This is a genomic window from Bradyrhizobium yuanmingense (assembly GCF_025200905.1).
In the GTDB taxonomy this organism is placed as follows: Bacteria; Pseudomonadota; Alphaproteobacteria; order Rhizobiales; family Xanthobacteraceae; genus Bradyrhizobium; species Bradyrhizobium yuanmingense.
In genome coordinates this window covers 7,090,614-7,103,029 of sequence record NZ_CP104173.1, presented here as the reverse complement: position 1 = coordinate 7,103,029, position 12,416 = coordinate 7,090,614, and the positions used below count along the sequence as shown (strand labels likewise).

Genomic DNA, 12,416 nt, shown 5'->3' with positions numbered 1-12,416 from the left:
GAAGGATGGGCCGCAGGGAATGCTCTCAAATGGCGATAGCGCTCCTACTTCACCGGGCGCTTCTCGAGCTTCCTCGCCAGCGTCCGCCGGTGCATGCCCAGCCGGCGGGCCGCTTCCGAGATGTTGAAGTCGGTCTCGATCAAGGTCTGGTGAATGCGTTCCCATTCCAGCGTCTTGATCGAGGTCGGCCGCGAATCGAGCGCGACCTCGGCGTTGCCTTCGGCCTTGTGGAAGGCGGCCTCGATGTCGTCGGTGTTCGACGGCTTTGCCAGATAGTGGCAGGCCCCCAGCTTGATCGCCTCGACCGCGGTGGAGATGCTGGCAAAGCCGGTCAGCACCACGATCAGCATGTCGGGATCGTGCTTGTGCAGGAGCTCGACGCAGGCAAGGCCCGAGGCGCCGCCGAGCTTGAGGTCGACCACGGCATGACCGAAAGAGCGTTCCTCCAGCACCTGGCGCACCTCCTCGATCGAGGCGGCGAGTACCACCTCGTAGCCGCGGCGCTCGAACGAGCGCTTCAGCGTGCGGGCAAAACCCGCATCGTCCTCGACAACGATCAGCGAACGGTCAGGCGTCAAAATTCCCTCCGATCGCCAATGTTGCGAGCGGCAGCGTGAGGCGCACCGTGGCGCCGCGCTTCCTGTGGTTCTTGGCGCTCACGGTGCCCCCCAATTTGCGCACGACGTTCACCACCAGGAACAGGCCGAGCCCGCCGCCGGCGCGACCCTTGCTCGACTGGTAGGGCTTGCCCAGCTGCGCCAGCATCTCCGGCGCAAAGCCCGGGCCGCGGTCGGAGATCGACAGCACGAGATTGTCGCCCTCGCGCTCGGCGACGAGCTCGACCCACTCGCGCGAGACCTCATAGGCGTTGTCGAGCACGTTGAAGATCACCTGCTTCAGCGCGACGTCGGAGACGATTGCGACGTCCTCGCCGAAGGTGTTGACGAAGTAGAGCGTGCGGGCGGAGCGCGCATTGCGCCATTCGTCGACCAGCGCGGTGATGAAGGCCGTCACCGTCGTCGGTGAGGAGCCTTCACCGCGCGCTTCGCCCGCCAACACCAGGATGCCGGTGACGATCGACTTGCAGCGCTGCAACGACGTCTCCATTTCGGCGAGGTCCTCGGCAAGCTCCAGATCGGCGGCGAGATCCGGCATGCGGCGCCAGTCGCTGAGGATTACCGAGAGCGAGGCGAGCGGCGTGCCGAGCTCATGCGCCGCACCGGAGGCGAGCAGGCCCATGCGCACGATATGGTCCTGTTCGGCGGCATGCTGGCGCAGCGCCGCCAGATGCGCGTCGCGCTCGCGCAAATTCCTGTTGATGCGGGTGACGAACACGACGAGCAGCACGGCGTTGAGCACGAAGCCCAGGAGCATGCCTGTTACGGTGAGCGTATAGGTCTCGCTCAACGGATTGGGCGGCAGATCGAGCGGCCGGTAGGCCAATGTCAGCCAGACGAAGCTGGCGCAGGTCAGCGCCACCAGCGACCAGGTCGATCGGGCATCGAGCAGCACCGCACCGAGCGTCACCTGGAGCAGGAACAGCGAGGTGAAGGGATTGGTGGCGCCGCCGGAGAGATAGAGCTGCGCGGTCAGCGCGGCGACGTCCAGTATCAAGGCGACCAACAGCTCGTTGTTGGTGATCGCAGCGCGATGGCGCACCCAGACCAGGCTGGAGACGTTGAGCAGCACCAGCGCGCCGATCACCGCGCCCATCCGCTCCAGCGGCAGGGGGATGTCGAGGCCGAAATGCACGGCACCGATGGTCACGATCTGGCCGACCACCGCGGTCCAGCGCAGCTGGATCAGCAGCGCCATGTTCTTGCGGTTGGTCTCGTCCTCGGTCGGCATGGTGCCGATCAGCTCGCTGCGCGCGTCGGCCTGCGATTGCAGCGCGACGGCTTGCCCGTCACGCCCAAGCGTCTGGGAAAGCGTTTTCCCGTCGTCAGGTCGGCTCGACGATCGTTCCAGCATCTGATCCCGTCCTGCGGGCGACGGCATCCGAGCCGCCGGCCTTGTCGTGGACGAAGCGCCTGCGACGGAACAGCCCGCCGCCGAATGTGACGAAAAGTCTGCCGGCCAGCATGAAAGCCAGGGTAAACCACGTCAGCGCGTAGATCAGGTGGTTATTGGGAAAGCGGATCACGGTCAATCCGCCGATTGGGCCGCCGGCGATTTGTGATCCGGCGTCGGCGTCCACGAAGAAGGGCGCGACCTCGCCAAGGCCGCGCGCCGCCGCAATGGCGGCGACGTCCCGCGAGTACCAGCGGTTGTGCTGGGGCACGTTGGTCCGCAAGAAGCCGCCCTTCGGCTCGGTGATGCGCAGGAGGCCGGTGATCTCGACCCGACCTTGCGGATTGCCGTCCCGGCGCGTCGATGCGTCGCGGCGCTCGGACGGCACGAAGCCGCGATTGATCAGGACCAGCGTGCCGTCGTCGCGCGCAAGCGGCGTCAGCACCCAATAGCCGGGGCCTTCCTCGGTAACGGCCTGAACCAGCGTCTCGCTCTCATGCAGGAAGCGCCCGCTGAGGCTGACGTGCCTGTATTCGTCATTTGCGGCGCTGACGGTGGACCACGCCGCGGGCGAGGGAATCGGCTGAGCCGGCGCGTGGACGCGCTGCTCGACCCGGTCGATCAGCGCCAGCTTCCAGGCGCGGCGCTCGATCTGCCAGACGCCGAGCGCGATCAGAAGCACGAAAGTAATGAGCGACAGGATCGTGAGCCACAAGGACGGCGACCGCGCAGCCTTGCTGCGCGCATCTCCGTCCTCACCCGTCACGGTCCCGGTTTCGCTCACTTCATGCCGCTCATCTGGTGCATCGGCATCATGTTGCTGTTGAGGTGGCTCATCACCCACAGCGAACCCGACAGTGCGATCACCACCATCACGATGGTGAAGATCAGCGCCATCATGGTCCAGCCGTTCTCGGAGGTCGTGTTCATGTGCAGGAAGTAGACCATGTGCACGACGATCTGCACGATTGCGAAGGCCATGATCACCAGCGCGGTGATCTGCTTGCTCGGCAGCGCGCCGCTCATCACCAGCCAGAACGGGATCGCGGTGAGCACGACCGAGAGCACGAAGCCGAGCATGTAGCCCGAGAACGTGCTGTGGGCGTGGCCGCCCTCGTGGTGATGGTCGTGCGCGCCGGCTGCGTGGGTATCGGTGCTCATCGCAGAACTCCCAGGAGATAGACGAAGGTGAAGACGCCGATCCAGACCACGTCGAGGAAGTGCCAGAACATCGACAGACACATCAGGCGGCGGCGGTTGGCCTCGATCAGGCCGAACTTTCCGACCTGCACCATCAGCGTCACCAGCCAGATCAGGCCGCAGGTGACGTGCAGGCCGTGGGTGCCGACCAGGGTGAAGAAGGCGGAGAGGAAGGCGCTGCGCTGCGGCGTGGCGCCCTCGTGGATCATGTGGGCGAACTCGAAGAGCTCGATGCCGATGAAGGCGAGGCCGAACAGGCCGGTGATCGCGAGCCAGATTTGCGTCTGCGCGACCTTGTTCTGCTGCATCGTCAGCATCGCAAAGCCGTAGGTGATCGACGACAGCAGCAGCATCGAGGTGTTCACCGCGACCAGGGTGAGGTCGAACAGGTCCTTCGGCGCGGGGCCGGCGGCATAGTTGCCGCCGAGCACGCCGTAGGTGGCGAACAGGATCGCAAAGATGAGACAGTCGCTCATCAGATAGATCCAGAAGCCGAGCGAGGTGCTCCAGCCTTCCGGATGCGGATGCTCGTCGGCGAGGTAGAAGACCGGTTCGCCGGTCTGCGAGGGATGAACAGCGGCAGTCATTTACTTGGCTCCGGCGAGCAGCTTGGTGCGCGCGTCCTCGGTCCGGATGACGTCGTCAGCCGGAATGTCGAAGTCGCGGTGATAGTTGAAGGTGTGGCCGATCCCGACGGCGAGCATCGCGATGAAGCTCAGGGCGGCGAGCCACCACATGTACCAGACGAGGGCAAAGCCCATCGCGGTGGCGAAGCCGGCGAGGATGATGCCGGTGCCGGTGCTGCTGGGCATGTGGATCGGCTTGAACCCGGTGAGCGGACGCTGATAGCCGCGCCGCTTCATGTCCCACCACGCGTCATTGTCGTGAACGACGGGGGTGAAGGCGAAGTTGTAGTCCGGCGGCGGCGAGGAGGTCGCCCATTCCAGCGTGCGCGCGTCCCAGGGATCGCCGGTGACGTCCTTGAGCTGCTCGCGCTTGAGCAGGCTGACCGCGAACTGCATCAGCATCGCGAGGATGCCGAGGAAGACGAACACGGCACCGATCGCGGCGATGATGAACCAGATCTGCAGGGACGGATCGTCGAACACGCGCAGGCGGCGGGTCACGCCCATCAGGCCGAGCACGTAGAGCGGCATGAAGGCCAGGTAGAAGCCCGTGACCCAGAACCAGAACGACATCTTGCCCCAGAACGGATCGAGCTTGAAGCCGAACGCCTTCGGAAACCAGTAGTTGATGCCGGCGAACGCGCCGAACACCACGCCGCCGATGATCACGTTGTGGAAGTGCGCGATCAGGAACAGGCTGTTGTGCAGCACGAAGTCGGCCGGCGGCACCGCGAGCAGCACGCCGGTCATACCGCCGATCACGAAGGTCAGCATGAAGGCGATGGTCCACATCATCGGCAGCTCGTAGCGGATGCGGCCGCGATACATCGTGAACAGCCAGTTGAACATCTTCGCGCCCGTCGGGATCGAGATGATCATCGTGGTGATGCCGAAGAACGAGTTGACGCTGGCACCCGAGCCCATCGTGAAGAAGTGGTGCAGCCAGACCAGGTAGGACAGGATGGTGATGACCACCGTGGCGTAGACCATCGAGGTGTAGCCGAACAGCCGCTTGCCCGAGAAGGTCGAGGTGACCTCGGAGAAGATGCCGAAGGCCGGGAGAACCAGGATGTAGACTTCGGGGTGGCCCCAGATCCAGATCAGGTTCACGTACATCATCGGGCTGCCGCCGAAATCGTTGGTGAAGAAGTTGGTGCCGACGTAGCGGTCGAGCGACAGCAGCGCGAGCACCACGGTCAGGACCGGGAAGGAGGCGACGATCAGCACGTTGGTGCAGAGCGAGGTCCAGGTGAACACCGGCATCTTCATCATGGTCATGCCGGGGCAGCGCAGCTTGACGATGGTGCAGATCAGGTTGATGCCGGATAGCGTCGTTCCGACGCCGGCGACCTGCAGCGCCCAGATGTAATAGTCGACGCCGACATCGGGACTGTAGCCGATGTTCGACAGCGGCGGATAAGCCAGCCAGCCGGTGCGGGCGAATTCGCCGATGAACAGCGAGGCCATCACCAGCACCGCGCCGCCGACCGTCATCCAGAAGCTGAAATTGTTCAGGAACGGGAACGAGACGTCGCGCGCGCCGATCTGCAGCGGCACGACGTAGTTCATCAGGCCGGTGACCAGCGGCATCGCCACGAAGAAGATCATGATCACGCCGTGGGCGGTGAAGATCTGGTCGTAGTGATGGGCGTTAAGATAGCCTTCGGAGCCGTTGAACGCGAGCATCTGCTGGCCGCGCATCATCAGCGCGTCGGCAAAGCCGCGCAGCAGCATCACGATGCCGAGGATCATGTACATGATGCCGATGCGCTTGTGGTCCACCGTGGTGAACCATTCGCGCCAGAGATAGCCCCAGAGGCGGAAATAGGTGAGGCCGCCGAGCAGCGCGGCGCCGCCGAGCGCGACCACCACGAAGGTGCCGACGACGATCGGCTCGTGCAGCGGCAGCGATTCGAGGCCGAGCCGGCCGAAGATGAGCTTGAGAAGATCAGGAGACATGCGCGTTCTCTTTAGGAATCTGACTTCAGGAATCGGACTTGGGACGCTGTCCGAGGAAGAAGGACGAGGACTTCAGCGGCGTGAACGACGGCCGCTTCAGGCCGGCACCCAGGAGCGGCGCGAAATCGGTCGGAGCCTTGATCGAGGCGGTGGTCTGCCCCTGCGGCGCATCCGGCGTGCAGGTGCCGGCGACGAAGGTCGGCTCTGGTCCGAGCACCGTGCCGCGGCGGGCATACTTGTCGTAGGCGAGCGGCAGGGTGTTGTTCAGGCCCTGATGGCCGTTGCCGCCCTTGGCGTCGATCGCCATCATCTCGCTCTGGCACATCTTGCCGGTCTCGACGCACATGTTGAGGATCAGGCGGTAGAGATCGGCATCGACGGCGCCCCAGCGCCGCACCGGCTCGTTCTGGCTGGGCTTCTCCAGCTGGAGATATTCGGCCCGGCCGAGCGAGCCGCCGGCCGACTTGGCGCTGGCGATCCAGGCGTCAAAGCCGTTGTCGTCGAGTCCCTTGAAATTGAAGTGCATGCCCGAGAAGCCGGCGCCGCTATAGTTCGCCGAAAAACCCTTGTAGGTGCCGGCGTGGTTGACGACGGCGTGGAGCTTGGTCTCCATGCCCGGCATCGCATAGATCTGGCCGGCGAGCGCGGGGATGTAGAACGAGTTCATCACCGAGGACGCGGTGATGCGGAAGGTGATCGGGCGATCGACCGGAGCTGCGAGCTCATTGACGGTGGCGATGCCGTAGTCCGGGTAGATGAAGAGCCACTTCCAGTCGAGCGCGACGACGTCGACCTCGAGCGGGGCCTTGGACTTGTCCACGGCGCGCTCGGCATGAATGCGGCCGAGGGTGCGATAGGGATCGAGCAGATGCGTGCCCATCCAGGTCAGCGCGCCCAGGCAAATGATGATGAGAAGCGGCGCCGACCAGATCACCAGCTCGAGCTTGGTCGAGTGATCCCAGTCCGGCTCGTAGCGGGCCTCGGTGTTGGACTGGCGGTAGCGCCAGGCGAACAGCACCGTCAGCGCCATCACGGGCACGACGATCAGCAGCATCAGGACGGTGGAGATGATGACGAGGTCGCGCTGTTGCGCTGCGATATCGCCGGCTGGCGCCAGCACGACATAGTCGCAGCCGCTGAGCGCAGCAGCCAGAGGTAGTAGCGCCAGGATCTTGAGACGAGACACGGGCCGAGCCTTATGAGAATGAGTTTCCTTTGCGGGGCCAAGGGGTAGCTGCGGCGCAACAATCCGGACATTGGACAATTTGTCCAATGTTGCAGTGCGGGAGCTTGCGCCAGACAGGGTCAGATTGCCTGGCGCCCCGCCGGGCGGTCAGCTTTGGTTTTCAGGACGTTAAGGGCGCACGAATGGCGACGGCACAGACCCCCGCAATGGCAAACCTCCACACGGGCGAGCACGGCCACGACCAGGCCAGTCCCGGCGAGATCGCCATCGGCGTCATCATCGGCCGTACCTCGGAATTCTTCGACTTCTTCGTCTTCGCGATCGCCTCGGTGATCGTGTTTCCGCGCCTGGTGTTTCCGTTCGCGAGCGAGCTGACCGGGACCCTCTATTCCTTCATGGTCTTCGCGCTGGCCTTCATGGCCCGTCCGATCGGCACCGTCATTTTCATGACGATCGACCGGGAATACGGCAAGACAGCCAAGCTGATCTCGGCGCTATTCCTGCTCGGCACCGCCACCGTCGCGCTCGCGTTCCTGCCCGGCTATCAGGAGATCGGCGTCGCCGCGATCTGGCTGCTGGCGCTGGCGCGCATCGCGCAGGGTCTGGCCTGGGGCGGCGCCTGGGACGGCATGGCTTCGCTGCTGGCGCTGAATGCGCCGGCCTCGCAGCGCGGCTGGTACGCGATGGTGCCTCAGCTCGGCGCCCCGCTAGGGCTGATCGTGGCGAGCGCGCTGTTCGCCTATTTCGCCGGCCTCCTCTCGGCCGATGACTTCTTCGACTGGGGCTGGCGCTATCCGTTCTTCGTCGCCTTCGCCATCAATGTCGTCGCGCTGTTCGCGCGTCTGCGCATGGTGACGACGGAAGAATACGCTACGCTATTCGAGACCCGCGAACTTCAGCCGGCGCGGATCTCCGAGACAGTCGCGCGCGAAGGCCAGACCATCATGCTAGGGGCCTTCGCGCCGCTGGCGAGCTTCGCGCTGTTTCACATGGTCACGGTGTTCCCGCTGTCCTGGGTGTTCCTGTTCACCCACGAAAGCCCGGTGCGCTTTTTGATCATCGAGATCGTCGCCGCCGTGTTCGGCGTCGCCGCGATCGTGGCGTCCGGCATCATTGCCGACCGCGTCGGCCGCAAGTCGCTCTTGATGGGATCGGCGATCGCGATCGCGATCTACAGCGGCTTCGCGCCGCAGCTGCTCGACGCCGGCGCGTTCGGCGAGACCATCTACATGGTGATCGGCTTCATCCTGCTCGGCCTGTCATTCGGCCAGTCGTCGGGCGCGATCGCCTCGAATTTCCGGCAGGCCTATCGCTACACGGCGTCGGCGCTGACCTCCGACATGGCCTGGCTGTTCGGCGCCGGCTTCGCCCCGCTGGTCGCGCTGCTGCTCGCCACCAATCTCGGCGTCATCGCCTCGGGTGCGTATCTGTTGTCCGGCGCGTTCTGGACCCTGCTCGCGCTCTGGCTCAGCGGCCAGCGCGAGGCGGGGGATATGGACGCCGGGCGCTGATCGCTCGGCGCGTGCTGGGTGGGCAAAGGCGCTGGTTGCGCCGTGCCCACCTCTAGGCATCACCCCTGCCGCTGCCGCAACAGCGCTTCGACATCCAGCCGCTTGGTGAACATCGCGAGCTTCCCGTCAGGCCCGAACGGCCATTGCTCCCGCGGCTTGTCCCAATACAGCTCCACGCCGTTCTGGTCGGGATCACGCAGGTAAAGCGCCTCGCTGACGCCATGGTCGCTGGCGCCATCGAGCGCAATCCCGGCCGTGAGCACCCGATGCAGCGCATCCGCCAACGCGGGGCGCGTCGGAAACAGGATCGCGGTGTGATAGAGCCCGGTCGCATCAGGCGGCGGCGGTGAGCCGCCCTTGCTCTCCCAGGTGTTGAGCCCGATGTGGTGGTGATAGCCGCCGGCCGAGATGAAGGCCGCCCCCGAGCCCATCCGCTGCATCAGCTCGAAGCCGAGCACGCCGCAATAGAAGCCGAGCGCACGATCGAGATCGGCGACCTTGAGATGGACGTGGCCGATCCTGGTGCCGGCAGGAATGGTGGGGCTTTGCGACATGTGAATGCTCCCTCGAAAACATGCACGTAAGCCCCGCTTCGAGCCAGTGCTACGGCCAAACTCGAAACCCATCGTTTCTGAATGGGAAACTAAGCGAGCTCCGACACCTCGCCCTCGGGCAGGCCGAACTCGAACGTGTTCAGCGTCATCGACACCAGCGTGTAGTAGCCGCACAGCCCGATGACCTCGACGACGCCGCGCTCGCCGAGCAGCTTGACCGCTTCGTCGTAGAGACCCTTCTCGACGCCGTGGCCCTCGTGCAGCGACTTCGCGAGATCGTAGATCATCTTCCCCATGGGATCGTCGAAATCGGGGGTGCGGCGGTCGCGGATCGCATCGATGATCTCGCCCTTCATGCCGCCGGCGAGCGCGAGGCGCTTGTGCGCGTACCATTCGTAATGCGCGGTCCAGTGCCGCGCCGTCACCAGGATCGCGATCTCCGACAGCTTGGCCGGGAAGATCGTGTCGAAGCGCATGACCTCGCCGAGCCGCGTGGCGTGCCGGGCCATCTCGGGACTATTGAGCCAAGCCATCATCGGAGGCGGCGGCTTGCCGCGCTTGCCGGCGATCGACTCGTCATAGGTCTGCCGCTGGCTCTCGTTCATTTCGCCAGGCGAAAGAAGTTTTAGGCGCATTGTCGTTTCCTCTTTGTTTTCAAGGCTCGCCGCAGCAATGACTATAACCGATAAGTGGTTGAATTCCGCGGGGGCTTGGCCCAGACTCGCTGTCAACAATTCGAATGTTGGGTGATGGAAACGACCAATGACCGATCTCAAAACCAGCGATTCCGAATCCGCCGATCTCGAAACATTCCGCAACGAGACCCGCGCCTGGCTGGAGGCCAATTGCCCGCCGGAGATGCGCAAGCCCGCAACGTCCGATGCCGACGTGTTCTGGGGCGGACGCAACGCGAAATTCTCGTCCGAGCCGCAGCGCATCTGGTTCGAGCGCATGCGCGACAAGGGCTGGACCGTGCCCGACTGGCCGAAGGAGTATGGCGGCGGTGGCTTAAGCGCTGCCGAGCACAAGGTGCTGCGTGCGGAGATGGCGCGGATCGGCGCGCGGCCGCCGCTGTCGAGCTTCGGCATCTGGATGCTCGGGCCGGCGCTCTTGAAATACGGCAACGAGGCCCAGAAGAAGGAGCATCTGCCGAAGATCGCCGCGGGCGAGATCCGTTGGTGCCAGGGCTATTCGGAGCCGAACGCCGGTTCCGACCTCGCTTCGCTCCAGACCCGCGCCGAGAGCGATGGCGACGACTTCATCATCAATGGCCAGAAGATATGGACGTCCTACGCCAATTACGCCGACTGGATCTTCTGCCTGGTCCGCACCGACCCGGCCGCGAAGAAGCATGACGGCATCAGCTTCATCCTGTTCGACATGGCCTCGAAGGGCGTCTCGACCAAGCCGATCCTGCTGATCTCGGGCTACTCGCCGTTCTGCGAGACCTTCTTCGACAATGTCCGCGTGCCGAAGTCGCATGTCGTCGGCACCATCAACCGCGGCTGGGACGTTGCGAAATACCTGCTCCAGCACGAGCGCGCGATGATCTCGGGGATGGGCGAGCGCGGCGTCGGCCGGCCGCTCGGCCAGATCGCGGCCGATTCCGTCGGCACCGATGGGCAGGGCAGGCTCGACGACGCCATGCTGCGCGGTAGAATCGCGACCTTCGACGTCGATGAAGCTGCGCTCGCGGCCTGCGCCGAGCGCGCGGTCGATCTCGCCAAGGCCGGGCAGGCACATCCGGCGTTCTCCTCGGCGATGAAATATTACGGCACCGAGCTCAACAAGCGCCGCCACGAGATCCTGATGTCGGCGGGCGGCGTCGATGCGCTGGAATGGGAGAGCGAGCGCTCCAGGCAGGGCGCGCGCCCGCGCGCCTGGCTGCGCACCAAGGCCAACTCGATCGAGGGCGGCACGTCCGAGGTCATGCTCGGCATCGTCGCCAAGCGCATCCTGGATCTGCCGGGGGCGTGAGCCTTTCTGTCATTCCGGGGCGCGCGTAGCGCGAGCCCGGAATCCATAACCACCAGTCGGGAGTATGGATTCCGGGCCTGCGCCTGCGGCGCATCCCGGAATGACGAACCAGATAGATTTCGAATCGGAAACACGCATATGGCCCTCGTCCTCACCGAAGAACAATCCATGCTCCGCGACTCCGCGCGCGGGCTGATCAGCGACAAGGCGCCGGTGTCGCACCTGCGCCACTTGCGCGACAGCAAGGACCCCACCGGCTTCTCCAAGGATCTTTGGCATTCCTTCGCCGAGATGGGGTTTGCCGGCTTGCTCGTGCCGGAAGAGTTCGGTGGCAGCGGTCTCGGTTTCGTCGAAGCCGGAATTATCATGGAGGAGATCGGCCGCACCTTGATGCCATCGCCCTTCCTCGCGACGTCAGTGGTGGCGGCATCAGTGCTGACCCGCGGCGGCAATGCCGCGCAGAAATCGGAATATCTGTCGAAGATCGCGAACGGCTCGCTGCTCGCGACGCTCGCGATCGACGAGGGCGCCAAGCATCGCCCGCTGCAGACCAGCCTCAAGGCTGTGCGCGCCGGCAACGGCTTCAAGCTCTCCGGTGCCAAGGCGCTGGTGATCGACGGTCATGTCGCCGATCTCCTCATCGTCGCCGCGCGCACCGCGGGCTCTGCCGGCGAACGCGAGGGCCTGACGCTGTTCCTGGTCAACCCCAAGGCCAAGGGCGTTGCGATCGAGCGCACCATCATGGTCGATGCGCACAATGCGGCGCGGATCGAGTTCGCCAATGTCGAGGTCACCGCCGACAGCGTGCTCGGCGAGGTCGACCAGGCGGCTGGCCTGCTCGATGGCGTGCTCGATATCGGCCGCGGCGCGGTGGCCGCCGAAATGGTCGGCCTCAGCGATGAAGTGTTTGGCCGCACCGTCGAGTATCTGAAGAGCCGCAAGCAATTCGGCAAGCTGATCGGCGAATTCCAGGCGCTGCAGCATCGCGCCGCCGAGCTCTACATCGACATCGAGATCACCCGTGCTGCCACCATGAAGGCGCTGCAGGCACTGGATGCCGACGTCGTCAAGGCCGCACCCGCCGTCGCCGTGGCAAAAGCCCGCGCTGGCACCACCGCCACGCGCGCGGTGCAGGAAGGCGTGCAGATGCACGGCGGCATGGGCATGACCGACCAGTTCGACATCGGCTTCTTCATGAAGCGCGCCCGCGTCTGCGAGGAGTTGTTCGGCGATGCGAACTATCACACCGAGCAGTTGGCCAGGTCGCGTGGTTATTGAGATGCTCTCGTAGGGTGGGTTAGCACTGCAGAAGCGCGAAGCGCATCTGCAGTGCGTAACCCACCATCTTCGTCCGGCAAACGCGGAAGCATGGTGGGTTACGCCGAGCAATTGC

Annotated in this window: 12 protein-coding genes; 3 read left to right on the top strand and 9 right to left on the bottom strand. The window is 64.7% G+C overall.

Annotation, left to right across the window (positions count from 1 at the left end; translation table 11 throughout):
* Positions 1-44: 44 nt before the first annotated feature.
* From N2605_RS32975 to cyoA, 7 genes are read right to left on the bottom strand one after another with little or no spacing between them, the layout of a single operon-like run.
* The gene (locus tag N2605_RS32975; protein WP_260345043.1) at positions 45-578 is read right to left on the bottom strand and encodes a response regulator transcription factor; all 534 of its coding nucleotides are present in this window, start codon (positions 576-578) and stop codon (positions 45-47) included.
* Positions 568-1,971: an ATP-binding protein gene (locus N2605_RS32970; protein ID WP_260345042.1), complete on the bottom strand. Its 1,404-nt coding sequence runs from the start codon at positions 1,969-1,971 to the stop codon at positions 568-570. The genes N2605_RS32975 and N2605_RS32970 overlap by 11 nt, the downstream gene beginning before the upstream one ends.
* A complete protein-coding gene (locus tag N2605_RS32965) occupies positions 1,943-2,794 on the bottom strand; it encodes an SURF1 family protein (protein ID WP_260345041.1) in 852 nt (283 codons plus the stop codon). The genes N2605_RS32970 and N2605_RS32965 overlap by 29 nt, the downstream gene beginning before the upstream one ends.
* On the bottom strand, positions 2,791-3,171 hold the full coding sequence (cyoD, locus tag N2605_RS32960; RefSeq protein WP_036001948.1) for a cytochrome o ubiquinol oxidase subunit IV: 381 nt from the start codon (positions 3,169-3,171) through the stop codon (positions 2,791-2,793). The genes N2605_RS32965 and cyoD overlap by 4 nt, the downstream gene beginning before the upstream one ends.
* Positions 3,168-3,797, bottom strand: coding sequence for a cytochrome o ubiquinol oxidase subunit III (gene cyoC / locus N2605_RS32955; RefSeq protein WP_225147483.1), 630 nt, complete (start codon positions 3,795-3,797; stop codon positions 3,168-3,170). The genes cyoD and cyoC overlap by 4 nt, the downstream gene beginning before the upstream one ends.
* Positions 3,798-5,795, bottom strand: a complete 1,998-nt coding sequence (cyoB, locus tag N2605_RS32950; RefSeq protein WP_225188586.1) for a cytochrome o ubiquinol oxidase subunit I — start codon at positions 5,793-5,795, stop codon at positions 3,798-3,800.
* Between the two features lie 25 nt (positions 5,796-5,820).
* Entirely contained in the window at positions 5,821-6,981 is a 1,161-nt protein-coding gene (gene cyoA / locus N2605_RS32945) for a ubiquinol oxidase subunit II (RefSeq protein WP_109142143.1), read from the bottom strand.
* A gap of 182 nt (positions 6,982-7,163) precedes the next feature.
* On the opposite strand from cyoA, the gene N2605_RS32940 reads away from it, so the two are divergent.
* Positions 7,164-8,492: an MFS transporter gene (locus N2605_RS32940; protein WP_225114900.1), complete on the top strand. Its 1,329-nt coding sequence runs from the start codon at positions 7,164-7,166 to the stop codon at positions 8,490-8,492.
* Between the two features lie 59 nt (positions 8,493-8,551).
* On the opposite strand, the gene N2605_RS32935 is transcribed toward N2605_RS32940, so the two are convergent.
* Complete coding sequence (locus N2605_RS32935) at positions 8,552-9,046, bottom strand: VOC family protein (RefSeq protein WP_260345040.1); 495 nt, start codon at positions 9,044-9,046, stop codon at positions 8,552-8,554.
* 89 nt (positions 9,047-9,135) lie between these two features.
* Complete coding sequence (locus N2605_RS32930) at positions 9,136-9,681, bottom strand: carboxymuconolactone decarboxylase family protein (protein WP_036001930.1); 546 nt, start codon at positions 9,679-9,681, stop codon at positions 9,136-9,138.
* A gap of 127 nt (positions 9,682-9,808) precedes the next feature.
* Here N2605_RS32930 and N2605_RS32925 point away from each other — a divergent pair, with 127 nt between their 5' ends.
* Together N2605_RS32925 and N2605_RS32920 are read left to right on the top strand one after the other, a co-directional pair.
* Positions 9,809-11,023 carry an acyl-CoA dehydrogenase family protein gene (locus N2605_RS32925; protein ID WP_260345039.1) on the top strand — a complete coding sequence of 405 codons (1,215 nt, stop codon included), beginning with the start codon at positions 9,809-9,811 and terminating at the stop codon, positions 11,021-11,023.
* 138 nt (positions 11,024-11,161) lie between these two features.
* Positions 11,162-12,301 carry an acyl-CoA dehydrogenase family protein gene (locus N2605_RS32920; protein ID WP_225157598.1) on the top strand — a complete coding sequence of 380 codons (1,140 nt, stop codon included), beginning with the start codon at positions 11,162-11,164 and terminating at the stop codon, positions 12,299-12,301.
* Positions 12,302-12,416 lie beyond the last annotated feature (115 nt).